The sequence below is a fragment of the Rhodococcus sp. A14 genome (assembly GCF_011603105.1).
Classification (GTDB): domain Bacteria; phylum Actinomycetota; class Actinomycetes; order Mycobacteriales; family Mycobacteriaceae; genus Rhodococcus_F; species Rhodococcus_F opacus.
Genome location: NZ_JAAOQS010000076.1, coordinates 18,071 through 34,407, shown reverse-complemented (window position 1 = coordinate 34,407; position 16,337 = coordinate 18,071). Strand labels below are relative to the sequence as shown.

Below are 16,337 nucleotides of genomic sequence, written 5' to 3'. Positions count from 1 at the left end.
GCAAGCTGAAAGAACGCTGAAAGTGCGTCCACCGCACATGGGCGCAGACCGCCGGGTATGAGCTCGCCAGGTTCTGGCCACGTCCGGCAACGCGAACCCCAGTGCCACATTCATCCTGCGCGTCCCGCCGTCGTCTTGTTGGTGTGGTCAGGGTGCGCGGCGTTCTCATTCGGGGTCGTCGACTGCCAGCCGTGGGTGCGGGTGCGGTCCATCCAGGCCGTGTAGAGCGCACCGCCGATCACCGCGGCGAGGCCGCCGAGGAGCACGCCGCCGATCACGTCGGTGAGCCAGTGCTCGCCGAGGTACAGGCGGGTTGCAGAGACCACGACCGTCACCGCCGCGGCCACAATCAGCAGCAGGGCTCGACGGATCCGCGGCAGTGTGTACCCGACCATGACGGCGACCGTGGTGAACAACGCCATCGCCCCGGTCGCATGACCGGACGGGAAGGAGTAGTCCGTCTCGAGCAGCACCTGCGTCACGATCGGTGGGCGAGTCCGCCCGACAACGTATTTCGTCATGGTGGAGGCCAGGGCCGCGCCGCCGACGGTCCCGATGAGGACCAGCGCGGGGATCGGTGAGCGGGTCCGGCGGGCCAGCACCGCCCCGAACACGACCGCGAGGACAATGGTGCCCGCCGGTCCGCCGGCATCGGTGACCGCGATAGCCGGGCCGGTCACCGAGTTCGACCTGTGCTCGGCGAACCAGCCCAGGACCGCCGGGTCTGCAATAATCAACCAGGCCCCTACTCTGACCTGGTAGGCCAGCGCGATCAGCGCCGCCGCCAATCCGGCACATTGCAGACCGACCAGCGCAGATCCGGTCGCACGCCGCTCACCTGACCAACTCCGCCACATCGACGCTCCGAGGAACATCGCCAGACCCCCGACCAGGACGGCCAGGACGAGCGTCGCGGCACCGTTCTGTTGTAGTTCGGCAACCGCGTCGTGGGCCCGCCCGACCAGGTTCGTATGGACCGGGACTTGTCCTGCATCTCTCACGGCCGCAGTATCGGCGCCGGTAGCTGAGGAGCCGCTGAGAACGCGACCGCGATCACACCCGATGCCGCTGAACAGGAATTTCCACAGAGTCTCGACGAGCCGAGACGCCGCGGCGTCCAGCGGACTGCGGAGGCCTTGGTGCCGGGCCCGCCAACGCAGACATCGATGATCAACCGCTGATGTCCATCGCAGGACTCCTGTAGCTCAACGCAGCCGGAACAAGAACGGCCATGATTGAACCCAGTTCTTTGCCAGTCGGGGAAACCTACCTCCGACGGGATAGAGGTGGTGCGGCACGGGTTCGAACACAAAGAGTAGATCGACCGTACTCCCGTCGTCACGTGGCGTGGCGAATCGCCCGTTCGGAAGTCCGCGGCCGAGGTTGCGGCGCGCTTGCCGACCCGGTCCTGGACACGGAATGACTAGTGCGGCAGGAGCCGCCCGATTCCGTCTCATGTCCGTGTCTCACCTGGCGGGTGGGGGCCATCGGAATAAGACGGGGCTGACCGAGGTGCCTCCCTGTTCGTTCGCGCCGGGCTGGTTGCAGACACCCTGATGTGTTCGCCGCGGGCGTATCTCCACCGAATGCGGGTACTCGCCAGACGTCAGACGTTGCACGGGAGGAGTCGACTCATGGCCAGGTCGTCGATCAAAGACGAGAAGCAATACGAGGAATTACGGGACGACGGTGCATCGAAACAGAAAGCGGCCCGGATCGCCAACGCGTCCGCGAAGAAGGGACGCTCTACCGTCGGCCGTAAGGGAGGCAAGTCCGGATCATACGAGGACTGGACGGTTGACGAGCTGAAGAAGAGGGCCAAAGAGCTGGGGATGTCGGGGTACTCGTCCAAGCGCAAGGGTGAGCTGATCGACGAGCTGCGTCATCACTGATTTCCAGGCTCTATCGCGGAGCCTGTGCGCCCTGTGCAACTGCGGAAAACCCGATCAGCGGCTCCGATTGCGGTGCCAGATGCTGGCGGACAGAACCGTCGCGAAGACGCACCACAGCGGATAGGGGGCCAGAGCGGTTGCCGCGGTGCGGTCGACCTCGGCGGTGCGGCGGACCAGATCGGTGTGCAACCGCCGTCACCTCGGGAAGCGGAACCTGGGACAGGCGGTGCGCCACATCGTCTGCAGTGAGGACGGTCCGCCGAGCCTCTTCAGCGCCGGGCCCGAACAGCACGCGTGCGCCTTCCCGACCGGACTCGAGGTGATACGACGCCACAAATACGGCGTGATCGAACAAGTCACTGCGGAACTCGGAGTGCAGAATTTGTTCGGCGTCCCTCGCGTAGGCGAGCAGCATCCGACGCCCGCGTGGGCCGGCCAACAAGGTTTCTGCTGTAGTCATGTGCTGACCACCCTAGAGTCCCGAGCCGTTGCTCCGCCGAATACGTTGTCGCCCGGCTCCGGCCACCGCCGGCGCGTGGGTATGCCCAGGTAGGGCGACTCGGACCAGTACGCTCACGCGGGTCGAAGAGCGATCCTTGACCGGCACCTCGTTGCCGACGATCGGTGCGTTGGCTCATCTCGACGCTCCATCCTCGGAAAGTCGGTGAGGACAGCAGTACCTCGTGCAAGCTGACAGAGTGACCGATCAGCACGAGAAGTGGCGTCCACCAACGCACCTGCCGGTGCTGGTGACGGATTCGTCGGTCGAGGACGACGAGACACCACCACCGGAAGTCGGGGTGATCGGCGAGTTTCCGCTGCTGTTCCAAGAGTTCCCCACCGATCCGGCCGATCCGTCGATCGTCACGCTCCGCGCCTCGGGCGAACCTCTGCACTCGGGCAAACCCACACGCCAGCAACCCGGAACCGGTGATCAGTGGTGGGATTGGGCTGTGCTGTTGCGTGGTGCCGGCTGGACGGCCACCTGGTACACCCGCCGTCCGGTACTCGGTCAGGTCGAAGTCACGGGGCGACTGATCGGTGACCTCGCGTACGCCACCACCGGACGGATCCGCGGTCGGATCATCCGCGTCCAGGTGGCCGCCGACCGATACCACCGAGACCCCGATATCCCGCACTCCCCGTGGAAGCAGATGCCCGGGACCCGCCACTACCGCGAGGTCACCACCGCACCGCGTTTCTTCGCCGGTGTCACCCGAACCACCGAGACGGCAATTGCGAGGTGGGCGTGCTGGACCTGACCGACGTCCCACCGCCACCGCTGCGCCCCAGTGTGGTCCCCGGCGCCGTGTCGCACACGGCACCGACCTGCGGCTGGTCGACCGTGAGCTGCCCCCTGGTCGTCCGTCTCGACTCCCACCGCCACGTCACCGAGTACACACTTTCCGGGCAGATTTTCGACAACCCTCCGGCAGTCCGGACCCGGCGCGTGTGGGCGCATGCGGGAGGGTGCTGGGTCGGTATCTACCACTGCAACCTGGACGGCACCGCGGCCAAGGTCAGCGATGCGCCGATCCGCGACGGCGCCGCCCACGGCGAGGTCCTGCTCGCCGTGGCGGTGCCGAGCCGTAATGCGGCCGAGCTGTTGCTGGTCCGACCGGATCAGGATGCGGTATCGAGCAGTGCCAGCGGGTGGGGCGACATCGAGTCGATGAACACCATCGACGACGGGTTTCTGCTGCTGTTCCGCCAGCGTGACCCCAGCACCGGCGCCCTGGGCGTGACCCGTCTGGTTCGGGTTGACGTGCAGGGCACCGTGACCCTGGGGCCGCCGCTGAGCACAGCGGTGGACTCGTATCGGCCGTTTCTGGCCGGCACACCACCGGCCATCTTCGACGGCACCAATGCCTACCGTGTGCCCGACGAGCTCACCGTCGTCGACGCAGCTGCGCTGCCCAACCGGGTGCTGGACGGCGGGCAGGTCGGGGACATGGTGTGGATCGTCGGGCATCCCCCCGGACGGCGCCGGTCTCGGACGGTGGTGGCCGCTCACCGGGCGACTCGTCGTTCTCAGGAACGCAGCAGGTCGAGCTCTCCCTTGGTGAAGCCGTGCCCGGTGCGGGCTGCCAGGGCGTCGAGTTCGTGTTCGAGGAAGCGGCGATCCTGTCGCCCGACCCAGTGGGTGATCCCGCCCTCGTGGGTGGGGAATCCGTATCCGAGGGTGAGCATCAGGTCGATGTCCGAGGGCCGGTCGGCGATCGTGTCCGCGAGCAGGAGTGCGGCCTCGTTGGCCATCGTAACCAACGCGCGAGTGACGATGCCCTGAGAGGTGAACGCCGCTCGTGTGATGGCCTTGCGTTGCGAGGACTGCTCGATGAGGGCCTCGACCGTGCTGTCCGGGTGTGGGGTGCGCGATCCTGGCTCGTAGTGATACCAGCCGTCCCCGGTCTTCTGCCCGAATCGGCCCAGTTCACACAGCGCGTCCGCGACGTCCGGGTACCGTTCCCGGGGGTCGCGGGCACCCGCTTTGCTCTTGCGCATCCGCCAGGCGATGTCGAGACCCGACATGTCCGAGACCGCGAAGGGTCCCATGGCGAAACCGAATTCGGTGAGAGCCGCGTCGACCTGCTGTGGGAGTGCGCCCTCTTCCAGCATGAGTTCGCACTGTCGGCGGTAGGCGTTGTAGATCCGGTTGCCGATGAACCCGTCGCAGACACCGGCGAGGATCGGCATCTTCTCCAGTACCTTCGCGGCGGTCAGTGCCACATCCAGTGCTTCTGTCGAGGTCTTCTCGCCGCGAACGATTTCGAGCACGGCGGCCCGGTGGGCGGGGCTGAAGAAGTGCATCCCCAGCACCCGGGTGGGTCGGGCAACCGCAGCGGCGATCTCGTTGACGTCGAGGTACGAGGTGTTGGTCGCCAGCGGCACGTGCGGGCGCAGGACGGTCTCGAGCTGGCGCAGGACCGTTTGCTTGACCTCCAGGTCCTCGTAGACGGCCTCGACCACCAGGTCGGTTTCCTCGAGGTCGCGGATCGTTGTCCCGGCAGTCAGCAGGGAAAGATGGTGCTGAGCATCGGATTCGGTGAGTCGACCGCGAGTGACCATGCCCTGATAGGTGCGCTGCAGCCGTTCGGCCGCCGCAGCGGCCGCCTGGCGCTGCTGATCGACGAGGACCACCGGGACACCGGCCTCGACGAAGGCGCGGGCGATGCCCGCACCCATCGTCCCGGCGCCGACGACGCCGACCGACTTCAGTTCTCGCGGCAGAGCGGGCCGGTTGGCTTTCAGGGCGGCCCGGCGGGCGAAGAACAGGTGCCGCAGCGCAGACGATTCGGTGCCGTTCCGCAGCCTGTTGAACTCCGCGCGCTCATGTTGAAAGGCCCGGTCCGCCGGCGCGGAGCCACCCATGAGGATCGCGCCGACGGCGGCGACGGTTTGCGGCCGGGCCGCTCTGCGGAGCGCCGTGGTTGCCACCTGCTCGACCTCACCGGGATCGGCACCGCGAACGGGCAGATTCCGCAGGATGCGTTTGCCTCGCAGCGCACGGGCGAAGCGAATCGCCTGTGCGCGAAGGGAGCCCGTGACCACCTCGTCGATCAGTCCTTCGCGGTGAGCCTGCTCCACGGGCAGCCGCTCCCCCGAGGTGACCAGTTCGAGTGTGCGGGCCGGCCCGACCAGGCGCAGTGGCCGCTGGGTGCCGCCGGCGCCGGGGATCATGCCCAGCGTGATCTCGGGGAGCCCGACCACCCCACCGGCAAGTGCGATCCGGCCGTCGCATCCGAGCGCGAGTTCGAAGCCGCCCCCGAGTGTGGCGCCTGACAGCGCCGCGACGACCGGTTTGGCACTGGCCTCGATGGCGGCGATGACGGACGGCAGTTGCGGTTCGGGGACCGGGCCGCTGAACTCGCGCAGGTCGGATCCGGAGACGAAGTTGGCGCTCGCCCCGATCAGGACGATCGCGTCGACCTCGTCGTCGGCTTCGGCCACCTCGAGTCCGGACATCAGGCCCGCGCGTACCGCGGCGCTGCTGGCGTTGACCGGGGGGTTGTCGATGGTCAGAACCCCCACCCGGTCTTCGACGGTGTAGGTGACCGGGATGGTGCCGAGGGAAAGTGGGGACACCTGCTGTGTCATGGAGCGTGTCCTTCCGGTCATCGACGCTGGCTGAAGCGGCGGCCGAAGATCTCCTCGGCGATCCGGTTCTTCAGGATCTCTATGGAGCCGCCGGCGATCATCCAGCCGCGGGTCCGGCGCATGCAGTATTCGACCAGGGATTCGGTGCTGTAACCGAGTGCGCCCATGGCCTGCATGGCCTCGTTGGCGGCCTTGAAACCGGCTTCATTGGCGGCCAGCTTCGCCACCGAGGTCTCATAGGCGGACGGCAGCCCGGCGGCGGCGTTCCGCACGGCCCGATCGAGGAGCAACTCGGCCGAGTCGAGAGCGACCGCGACCTCGGCGAACTTCCACTGCAAACCCTGGAATTCGTTGAGGGTGCGGCCGAACTGGGTGCGTTCGCTGACATGGTCGCGGGCGAGGTTGAACGCGAGACGGCCGAGAGCGAGAGCGCGGGAGGCGTTGCCGATGCGCTCGACGTTGAATCCGCTCATCTGCTTCTTGAATCCGCCCGGCCCGAGCAGGACGTTCCCCTTCGGCACCCAGCAGTCGTCGAAGTACAGCTGTGCCCACTGCTCACCGCTCATGTACGTCGACGGGGTTCCGAGGGTCAGCCCCTTCGCGCCGCGTTCGACGAGGATGGAGCCGATGTTGCCGGTCCCGGGTCCGAATCGGACGTAGACCAGGAACAAGGTGGCATCGACGCTGTGAGTCCCCCAGATCTTGGTGCCGTTGATCCGGTACCCGTCGCCGTCCTCGGTGGCGCTGGTGGTCAACTCCGTCGCCGCCGACCCGGCCTCGGGCTCACTCATCCCGAGACCGATGAGGGTCCGGCCCGCGATCAGATCGGACAGGTACTTGGCCTTCTGCTCCGGTGTTCCGAACTCGGCGAAGGTGCGGATGGCACCGAAGTTGCCGGCCTGCAGAATGTCTGCGCTCTTCGGGCAGACCATCGCCACTTCCTGGATGACGGCGACCGCATCGGCCAGTCCGGCACCCTGGCCGCCGTCCTCGGCAGAAATGGTCAGCCCGAGCAGGCCCTGGGCGCCGAGGAGCTGGGCGATGTCCCAGGAGTAGTTCGGGTCGTGGGCGCGTGCGAGCGCCCCGTCGGCGAGATGTCGCTGGGCGAACGAACGCACCGAGTCGAGCAGGGCCTCACGTTCGGTCAGTACGGCGGTCATGATCACTCCTAAGTCAATACTCTATAGAGATAGTGGGTAGGGATAACGGCGGAAAAATCGTGCGGACTGTCTTGTCAGCCCATGTAGTTGAAGGCTTTCTTCCACATCTCTTCGTCACGGACCGCATACTGCGCGAACTGCTCCTCGGTGAAGAGGTGAAACTGCGGCGAGTTCGCCTGCGGCAGCTGGTATTCACCGGCCTTGACCGGCCCGATGTCGGTGCGGGCCGGGACGAATCCCTGTGCGGCGGCGAAGCTCTGGCCCGATTTCGACATGGTCCAGTTCATGAAGACCTTCGCGGCCGGGCTTTGCACACCTTTGGCGGTCATTCCCATCAGGTTCTCCGATCCGGAGACACCCTTGTCCGGGATGACCAGCTTGATCGGGGCGCCCGCGAGCTGGGCGGCGAAGGCGTTGTTGAAACTCAGTGAACCGATTGCGATCTCGCCGCGGGCGAGGGCGTCGACTTCGGTGGAGGTGGAGTCGAAGATGCGGGGGTTCTGCGCGCCCTGCGCCTTCAGGAAGTCTTCGCCGAGGGTCTCGATCTGGAAGTGCGCGAGGGCGTTCAAGGTGCCGCCGGTGGTCACCGACACAACGCCGAGCTTGCCGGAATAGCGCGGATCGGTCAGGTCCTCCCACTTGGTGGGCTGGTCGTCCTCGATCATCGCGGAGTTGTAGCCCATCGCGTTGACGAAGTAGTAGCAGTTCACGAAGGTGTCGCGGACACCGGTGTTCTGCTGGACCAGCAGGTCGTGGAACGGGGTCTGGTAGGGCACGAACACGTTCTGCTTCTCGAACTCGCGGGCGACCCGGGGGTCGGTGATGCGGATGATCTCGGCGGGCAGCTGGCCGGCTCCGTGTTCGGAGAGCGCGCGCTCGGCCAGCTTATTGGTGGGCAGGCGGGTCAGTTCGATCTTGATGCCGGTTTCCTGCATGAAGCGGGCCGCGGTGAGGTCCTCGGCTTCCTTGCCGGTACCCGAGTACAAGATGACAGTGTCGTTCTTGGCGGCGTCGTAGAGCTGCTTGTCGGCGACGAGTTCGCCGTCGATGCGCAGGCCGTCGGAGGTGTCGACGGCGGACGGCGGGAGGAGTTCGCGCGCCTGGTCGTCTTTTCCGCCGTCGGGTGAGCCGCAGCTGGTGACGGTCAGGACGGTCGCGGCGGCCAGGGCGGCCGCGGTGAGCCACCGGCGCACACCGGGGCGTGTGGTGCTGCGCATGGTGTTCCTTTCGGTGTTCGAGGGGGTTCGCTCAGGCACCGCCGGCTCCGTTCTTGGCGCCGAATCGGCGGGGCAGGTAGCTGAGGAGGAACATGATGGCGCAGTAGATCAGGGCCATCGCCGACGCTTCCTGCAGTGCGCCGCCGTTCTCGAACTGGTCGTAGATGGCGATCGAGAGGATGCGGGTGTCGGTGGTGTAGAGGAACAGCGGCACGGTCAGCTCGCGCATGCTCAGCATGAGCAGGATCAGGAAGGTCGAGGACACCGCGACGCGCAGCAGGGGGATGGTGACATAGCCGATGGCGCGGGTGCGGCGGGCGCCGAGGAGCACGGCGCTGTCCTCGAGGTCGCGGTCGGTGGCCTGGATGGCGGCGGCGATGCCGCGGAAGCCTTGGGGCATCTGCACCGCGACGAAGCCGATGATCAGCACCCACAGGGTGCCGTAGACCGGGATGGGCATGACGAGCCAGGTCCACAGCAACCCGATACCGAGCACGATCGCGGGGATTGCCAGGGGCACCATCGACAGCGCCTCGAGGAGGCCGCGTGCGTAGGAGCTGGTGCGGTAGACGGTGTAGCCGACCAGGAACGCGAGGATGGTGCCGCCGAGCGCGGCGAGCAGGGAGACGATCACGCTGTTGGTCGCCGCGGTGGTGAACACCTCGGAGGTGAACACGTGCGCGAAGGAGGTGATGTCGAGGGCGCCGGGCTCGGTCAGGCTGGCGAAGGACTGCATGTACGGGGAGCTGCGGATCGCCGAGAGGAACAGGGCAAGCAGCGGCAACACGATCGCGAGCAGGAAGTACACCAGGGCCACAGCGACGACGGGTGCCTTGAATCGTCCCAGCGGCAGGGTGCGGGCCTTGACGCCCTTGCCCGAGATGGTCGTGTAGGAGCGCTTGGCCAGGATGCGCCGCTGCACCATCGTGATGGTGACGACCGCGGCCACCAGCACGATGGCAATCACGGAGGCTTCGTTGCCGCGTGAGGGTGAGGTGTTCATCAGTCGGTAGATGAACGTCGGCAGGGTGTCGATCTGTCCGGGGGTGGCCAGGACCTGCGCGACCGGAAAGTTCTCCAGGATGAGGATGAACATCAGCAGGCCCGATCCCAGAATGGCAGGCAGGGCAAGGGGTGTGGTGACCGATCTGATGGTGTGCCAGGTGGATCCGCCGTGGACGCTGGAGGCGTCTTCGAGGTCGGGATTCATCAGGGACATCGAGCTGTGCATCAGCAGGAACGCGTAGGGCGCGTAGTACATCGCCATCACCATGACGACGCCGCCGATGGTGTACACGTTGACCGGGCTGCCCATACCGAGATCGCGGAAGGCGACGTTGATCAGGCCGGCGCCGGGGCTGCCGAGCAGCGACCAGGCCAGCGCGCCGACGTAGGACGGCAGGAACAGCGGCATGAGACCGATCAGAAAGATGAATCCCTTGCAGGGGACATTGGTCCGGGCGGTCACGAAGGCCAGGAACCCACCGATCGCCAAGGCCAGCAGAGTTGCCGAGAACGCAATGATGAGTGAGTTCAGCGTGGCGCCGATAACGCCCGCTTCGGTGAGAACCCGGATGTTCTGCAGGGTCAAATCGAGGCCGATGCTGCCTGGTCTCGGTACCTCTTTGCTGAATGCCGCGAGAAGGACGAACCCGGCGGGGACCAGGACCAGGAAGGCGACCACCGCGAGGAGCGGCAGGCATGCCACCTTTCCTCGCCGGCCGATGCGACGGGCGCGTCGCCGCGTGGGTGCCGGCGGCCGGGGTGTCATCGGTGGTGCAGGTTCGAGCACGCTGGTCGAACTCATGCCGCCACCGCCTGCGGGATGTCGCTGACCGGTGCCTCGTTCGGGAGGACCTTCACCCGGTCCGAGTCGATGGAGATGGACACACGGGCGCCGGGTGCGAAGGTCCCGACGGCGGGCGGTGCGCAGATGGCGTCGAGTGGCAGGCCGCTGTCGGTGCGCACCTTGCAGCGGATGGATGCGCCCTGGAACACCGCAACTTCGACGGTGCCGCTGAGGTAGTTGGTGTCGGCGTCGTGACCCACCCGGTCGGTCGGTTGTTCGAGCGTCACCGTGATGTCCTCGGGCCGGATGCACACGCTGGCAGCAGTGCGGGGAACCGGGTAGGTGCTTCGCAGGGTGATGTCGTGGTCGGTCAGCTCCAGTGAGCGAGGTGTTGACGAGGAGGCAATGGGGAAGATGTTGGTCACGCCGAGGAAGCCGGCGATCGATGCGCTCACGGGAGATCCGTAGATCTGCTCGGGGGTGCCGAGTTGGGTGATGCGGCCTTCCTGCATGATCGCGATCCGATCGGCCAGCGCGAGCGCCTCCTGCTGATCGTGTGTGACATACAGGCTGGTCAGGCCGCGTTCGGTTTGGATGCGGCGCAGTTCGACGCGCAGGTCGTCGCGAAGACGTGCATCGAGGTTGGACAGGGGTTCGTCGAGCAGGAGCACGCTGGGCGACATTGCCATCGAGCGCGCCAGCGCGACTCGTTGCATCTGTCCGCCCGAAAGCATGCTGGCTCCGCGTTCGGCGAGGTGCGCCAGGCCGACGATCTCGAGGACCTCGAGGGCTTGGCGGCGGCGGTCTGCCCGGGCGATGCCCTTCATCTTCAGCGGGAACGAGACGTTTTCGAGGACCGTCTTGTGGGGCCAGACCGCGTACGACTGGAAGACCATGCCGACGTTGCGTTTGAACACCGGGACGACTTTTCCGCTGGCGCCGTCGAATACGGTGCGGTCTCCGATGGAAATCCGTCCACCGGTAGGTGATTCGAGTCCGGCGATGCACCGCATGGTGCTCGTCTTTCCGCACCCGGACTGGCCGAGCAGGACCACTGATTCGCCGTCCGGGATGGTCAGATCGAGTCTCTTGATCGCGACGAAGTCGCCGTAGGCGAGTTCGAGATCTTGTACTACAACCTCCATGAGAGGTCCCTTCCTAGTGGAGCTGGTGGGTGGGCCGTGGCGTTTATCGGGGGTCGGCGTTGCGGACCGCGGAGTCGAGGAAATCGAGGAACTCGAGGGAGTCGAAGTTCCACGACGACTCGATCAGGTTCTTGGTGCCGTCGGCGCCGATGACGGGTTCGACCAGAGCACGGGCCTTGCCTTCGAGGTCGCTGTCGGACAGCGGGTTCGACGGTTCGCCGTAGGGCTGTTCGACGCGGCGCTGGTATCGGGTGCCGTCGTTCATGACGACGGTGACATCGGCCGGGCGGCCGGACTTCGGGTATGCCGCGTCGGCGGCGTCGTCGAGGACGACCTGCACCTTGTTCATCAGTGCCTGTACCGCGATGTTCGACCGAGTGTCTTCGCTGAAGTCGGTCAGGGTCACCCCGCCGCGGAGCAACGCGACCGCGACGGTGAACGGAAGGCTCAACTGTGCTTGGAGGATGGTGTCGAGCTGTCGTCCTGCGTGCCGGGTGGCGATGGCGAACGTGCCGACGGTGACCGATGCGATGTCGGCCGGGTCGATGGTGTGGGTTTTGACCAGGTGAAGGGCGGCGTCGATTGCCCCGTGCAGGTGACGGCAGCACGGGTACGGCTTGACGTAGGTCCCGAGCAGCACCCACTCCTCCCCCAGGCCGCCCCGGAAGATCCCAGGGTCCCAATCGGTGCCCTCGACTCCCGCGTAGGCGGCGAAGTATCCGTCTTTGCCTTCGAGGATCGTGGTCGGGCCCGTCAACCCTGCCTGTGCGAGATCTGCGCTGGTGATGCCGTCACGGGCAGCCTTGCCGGGATGGAATCGTTTGATCTCCGCCGACTGGCCGAGGAATTCGAACAATCCGCTCGCATGTGAGCCGGCGATACCGAGGGTGTTCGCCACTCCGGTGACGTCGAGCTCCAGAAGTACCGCAACTGCGGCCGCGGCCCCGAAGACACCCGCAATGGCGGTGTTGTGGAAATGCCGGTTCCGGGTGGCCGGGTGCCCGGCGGCAGCGATCCGGCAGGACAGTTCCATCCCGATGGCCGCCGCGGTCAGCACACGATCCCCGCTGATCCCCTTCTCCTGGGCGACCGCGAACACCGCCGGGAAGATCACCGAGGTGGGATGCATACTGCCGGGTGTGTACCCCTCATCGGTCTCGATGCCATGCCCGTTGGTGCCGTTGATCAGGGCCGCGCCCAACGCGGAGCTCCGGCCGTGACCGATGGCGGTCGCCGTGGTGCCGGGGTACATGCGGTGCACGTGTTCGCCGACTGCCCCGGACACCGCACCCGGCGAACTGGCAACGACACCGGCAAGGTGATCGAGCAGCAACCGCCTGACGTGGTGATCCATCCTTTCGGGCAGCGGGCGTTGCTGCTGGTCGACGATCCACTCGGCAATGTTCCAGGTCAGGCGATCAGAGGAGGTCATGGGGTCTCCATCAGTAGTTCCGGGCCGCGATCCGAGAAGCCCCGTGGAGGCTCCGATCACATCGGCGTGTCTGCGTGACTCAAGTTACATACTCTATAGAGTGTTGTCTACTATCGATAGAAAAGCCGCCTAAATGGGCGCATTCCGGTTCGGGCTGATAGACACTATGTAGTACAGAAAATAGAGTGGCGGTTTCGCTGCTCGGTTTGCTCCCGAAAGGAGCCGTCATGACATCGAGTGACATGGGAGCCGCTCCTCCGGTGAGCCGGACGGAATACGTCGCCGAGCGACTGAAGCAGGACGTCGCCTCCGGCGCGATCAAACCGGGCGAACTGATCAAGCAGACCGTACTGGCCAAGCGGTACGGGGTCAGCGCCACACCCGTGCGGGAGGCGATGCGACTACTCGCGGCCGACGGGGTTCTGAGCTATTCCCCACACAAGGGCGCCTCCGTACGGGAGATGACCCCGGACACCGCCCGCGACCTGTACCGGCTGCGGGCCGCCGCCGAACGTGAGGCCACCGTGATGGCGGTCGAACGGATGACACCGGCAGGGCTCGAGACCATCAGGGAAAAGCACGCCGCCCTCGACCGGGCGCAACGCGACGGCGCAGCAACCGCGGCCGACCTGTCCCTGATGAACCGGGCCTTCCACTTCGCCATCTACAGCCAGACCTCTCCCCTGGTCGTCCAGCACATCGAACTGCTGTGGTCGAGACTGACACCCAGCACCACGGTGTGGCGACACCCACCCGACGCCCACGAACTGGAAAAGGATCACGACCAGATCCTCGAGGCCATCGTGCGGAAAGACGCCCAGGCCGCTGGTGACTTCATGGCACAGCACATCCAGCGCGCCTACAAGATTCGGGAGAGCCAACCCGAACTGCGCGCGGCCGGATCGGACGAGCGCGAAGACTTCGGGAATGTCTGAGTTCGTCAGGCGCCGAATCTCTTCTACTCACTCGTGAAGTCCTGGTTCGTCTCCCTCTGCCTCGTCACCGCACTCCTACAGGCCGTATACGCGGCAGTGCGCGTGATGATCTCGTACCGAGCCCTCGAGCTCGGCGGTAACGGCGCGACCGTGGGGATCCTGACCGCGTTGTATTCGCTCGTCCCGCTGGTCGCAGCGATCCCCATCGGCCGGGCCGTGGACGGCAGGCACGCGGCCGCGGTACTGCGTATCGGCGCAGCGCTTTCCGGCGTCGCGGTCGTCGTGATCATCACCAGCACTGACCTGGTCGTGCTCGCCGCCGGCAGCATCCTGCTCGGATTCGGCCACATCCTGACCCTGGTATCCGGCCAGGGATACGTACCGCTCATGTCCTCCCCCGATCAATACGACCGCAGATTCGGCGGCCTGACCGTCTGGATCTCCGTGGGACAGTCCATCGGCATTCCGGTGGCCGGAATCATCGCATCCCGCAGCCACGAAGGACACGTCGAAACCAGCGGCGCGCTACTCGCGATGCTGGTGCTCGCGGCACTCGCAGCCACCGCGAGCCTGTCACCGCACCTTCGGACACCCAAGACCGCGACACCGCGAAAATCCGCAGCTCCCGTACGCCAGTCGACGATGGCGATGCTGTCCACCTCCGGCATGCGCCCCGCCGTCTTCAGCAGCCTGATCGTGCTGACCTCGATGGACCTGACCACCGCCTACCTGCCGGTCCTCGGGGAGCAGTACGGATTTTCCGTACTGACGGTCACCGCGATCCTGACAGCCCGCTCGATCGCCGCGATCGTTTCTCGTGTGTTCTTGACCAGACTTCTGCAATTGGCACCGCGCCGGTGGCTCCTGATCTCCGGCACACTGTGCTCGGCACTGCCAGTCGCCCTGATACCGGCTGTGCCTCAACCGATCATCGTCGGCATCCTCATGGCAGTTGCCGGCTTCTTCTGGGGCCTCGCACAGCCCCTCACCATGACCTGGGTTGCGGGACTGGTACCTCCCTCGAACCGTGCGTCGGCGCTCTCACTTCGCCTGACCGGCAATCGGCTCGGGCAAGTCTTCATCCCGCTCACCGCAGGCGCAATCGCAGGCTCCACCGGGACCGACGCCGTCTTCGTGCTGACCGGTGGGCTCCTCGCCGGCGCAGCATTCTCGACGTGGAGGGCTCTCACCCGCGAATAGCCACCGCCGGCAGCGGTAACGGTCCCGCCGATCCGGTATCGCACACCGTTCGATCCACATCTCCGCTGCGCACGGCACCTTCGACGAAGGGGGGTTCCCATGGACCCAGATGTTCGCGGCACACTGTGCCGCCACCGACCGGTCACGTCGGGCGGGCGGCCGACGTCACGGAAGTCCTCACACTCCTCGGCGATCCCACAGTCACGATCGTGCCCGTCGTCGCCCGCCGGGGTGGGAAAGACCGCCGTCGCCGCCGTGACCCAGGAACTGGTGTCATCGGCCACTACGCGAAGATGCTGGGCGGACTGCTTGCTACAGCGCTCTCGAGATCAATTCCTTCATGACCTCGTTGGATCCGGCGTAGATGCGCTGGATGCGGGCGTCGGCGTACATCTGGGCGATGGGGTATTCGAGGATGTAGCCGTATCCTCCGAACAGTTGTAGACAGCGGTCGATCACGGCGCACTGTTGATCGGTCAACCAGTACTTCGCCATCGCGGCGGTGGTGACGTCGAGTTCGCCGCGAAGGTGTTTGCCGATACAGTCGTCGATAAAGGTGCGCGATACCCTTGCGAGGGAAGCGCATTCGGCAAGTTCGAAGCGCGTGTTCTGGAGATCGAACAGTGTCTTCCCAAACATTGTCCGCGATTTGGTGTACTCGATGGTGAGGGCTACCGCGCGTTCGATCGCGGCGACGGCAGCGACGCCGCAGATCACTCTTTCCTGTGGTAGTTGCTGCATCAGCTGGACGAATCCGGCACCCTCGCGTTCTCCGAGGAGGTTGTCCACGGGGACGCGAAGACCGTCGAAGAACAGTTCAGTGGTGTCCTGCCCCTTCTGGCCCAGCTTGTCGAAGATCTGTCCGCGCGAGAATCCGGGAGTGTCGTCGTTCACCTCGGCGACGATGAGAGACACCCCCTTCGCCCCGAGCGTGGCATCGGTCTTGGCCGCGATGATGACGAGGTCACAGTTGCGACCGTTCGAGATGAAGGTCTTGGCGCCGGTGATGACATAGTCGCCCCCGTCGCGTACGGCCTTGGTAGTGATGTTTTGCAGATCTGAGCCGGTTCCCGGTTCGGTCATGGCGATGGCACCGACCCATTCACCGCTTGTGAGCTTGGGAAGCCATCGCGATTTCTGCTCGTGGCTTCCGTACGCGTTCAGGTAGTGCGGAACGATTCCCGAGTGCACACCGAGTTGCAACGAGTGGTCACCTGCCATCACCTGTTCGTGAAACAGCACGGCATCGTGGGCGAAAGTTCCTCCCCCTCCACCGAACTCCGTAGGAATCGACATACCCGACAAGCCCAGCTTACCCAGGGTGCCGTAGACCTCCTTGTCCGGAAAGCCCTGTTCGGTGAACCGGCGTTGGTGGGGGGTGACCTCTTTGGCGAAGAAGTTGCGTGCGAGTTCGGCAACTGCGTCGAGCTCGTCGTCCATCCACGGGGATGCGCCGCTTTCCGTGGTGACAG

Annotated in this window: 11 protein-coding genes and 2 pseudogenes; 4 read left to right on the top strand and 9 right to left on the bottom strand. The window is 65.7% G+C overall.

Annotated elements, in window-relative coordinates:
• Window positions 1-110: 110 nt before the first annotated feature.
• On the bottom strand, window positions 111-965 hold the full coding sequence (locus tag G9373_RS31050; RefSeq protein ID WP_206032808.1) for a phosphatase PAP2 family protein: 855 nt from the start codon (window positions 963-965) through the stop codon (window positions 111-113).
• 669 nt (window positions 966-1,634) lie between these two features.
• Between G9373_RS31050 and G9373_RS31045 the strand changes: the two genes are divergently transcribed.
• Window positions 1,635-1,892, top strand: a complete 258-nt coding sequence (locus tag G9373_RS31045; protein WP_005568077.1) for a Rho termination factor N-terminal domain-containing protein — start codon at window positions 1,635-1,637, stop codon at window positions 1,890-1,892.
• A gap of 54 nt (window positions 1,893-1,946) precedes the next feature.
• On the opposite strand, the pseudogene G9373_RS31040 reads toward G9373_RS31045, so the two are convergent.
• Window positions 1,947-2,072: pseudogene (locus G9373_RS31040) on the bottom strand (tryptophan-rich sensory protein); the annotation flags it as partial.
• Window positions 2,073-2,590: 518 nt separating this feature from the next.
• Between G9373_RS31040 and G9373_RS31030 the strand changes: the two are divergent.
• Complete coding sequence (locus tag G9373_RS31030) at window positions 2,591-3,154, top strand: hypothetical protein (protein WP_167118582.1); 564 nt, start codon at window positions 2,591-2,593, stop codon at window positions 3,152-3,154.
• Window positions 3,155-3,923: 769 nt separating this feature from the next.
• On the opposite strand, the gene G9373_RS31025 is transcribed toward G9373_RS31030, so the two are convergent.
• The 6 genes from G9373_RS31025 to G9373_RS31000 all read right to left on the bottom strand — a co-directional run bounded on the left by G9373_RS31025 (window position 3,924) and on the right by G9373_RS31000 (window position 12,730).
• Window positions 3,924-5,987: a 3-hydroxyacyl-CoA dehydrogenase NAD-binding domain-containing protein gene (locus tag G9373_RS31025; protein WP_054246788.1), complete on the bottom strand. Its 2,064-nt coding sequence runs from the start codon at window positions 5,985-5,987 to the stop codon at window positions 3,924-3,926.
• A 17-nt stretch (window positions 5,988-6,004) separates the two neighbouring features.
• A complete protein-coding gene (locus G9373_RS31020) occupies window positions 6,005-7,147 on the bottom strand; it encodes an acyl-CoA dehydrogenase (protein ID WP_037202900.1) in 1,143 nt (380 codons plus the stop codon).
• 74 nt (window positions 7,148-7,221) lie between these two features.
• Window positions 7,222-8,364 carry an extracellular solute-binding protein gene (locus tag G9373_RS31015; RefSeq protein ID WP_005568072.1) on the bottom strand — a complete coding sequence of 381 codons (1,143 nt, stop codon included), beginning with the start codon at window positions 8,362-8,364 and terminating at the stop codon, window positions 7,222-7,224.
• A gap of 31 nt (window positions 8,365-8,395) precedes the next feature.
• A complete protein-coding gene (locus G9373_RS31010; protein ID WP_240960838.1) occupies window positions 8,396-10,171 on the bottom strand; it encodes an iron ABC transporter permease in 1,776 nt (591 codons plus the stop codon).
• Window positions 10,168-11,298, bottom strand: coding sequence for an ABC transporter ATP-binding protein (locus tag G9373_RS31005; protein ID WP_054246783.1), 1,131 nt, complete (start codon window positions 11,296-11,298; stop codon window positions 10,168-10,170). The genes G9373_RS31010 and G9373_RS31005 overlap by 4 nt, the downstream gene beginning before the upstream one ends.
• A gap of 43 nt (window positions 11,299-11,341) precedes the next feature.
• Window positions 11,342-12,730: an MmgE/PrpD family protein gene (locus tag G9373_RS31000; protein WP_167118579.1), complete on the bottom strand. Its 1,389-nt coding sequence runs from the start codon at window positions 12,728-12,730 to the stop codon at window positions 11,342-11,344.
• Window positions 12,731-12,957: 227 nt separating this feature from the next.
• Between G9373_RS31000 and G9373_RS30995 the strand changes: the two genes are divergently transcribed.
• Together G9373_RS30995 and G9373_RS30990 are read left to right on the top strand one after the other, a co-directional pair.
• Entirely contained in the window at window positions 12,958-13,665 is a 708-nt protein-coding gene (locus G9373_RS30995) for a GntR family transcriptional regulator (RefSeq protein WP_007297032.1), read from the top strand.
• Between the two features lie 33 nt (window positions 13,666-13,698).
• Window positions 13,699-14,865: pseudogene (locus tag G9373_RS30990) on the top strand (MFS transporter); the annotation flags it as partial.
• A gap of 312 nt (window positions 14,866-15,177) precedes the next feature.
• Here the strand turns inward: G9373_RS30990 and G9373_RS30985 are convergent.
• The gene (locus tag G9373_RS30985) at window positions 15,178-16,305 is read right to left on the bottom strand and encodes an acyl-CoA dehydrogenase family protein (protein ID WP_167118591.1); all 1,128 of its coding nucleotides are present in this window, start codon (window positions 16,303-16,305) and stop codon (window positions 15,178-15,180) included.
• Window positions 16,306-16,337: the final 32 nt, after the last annotated feature.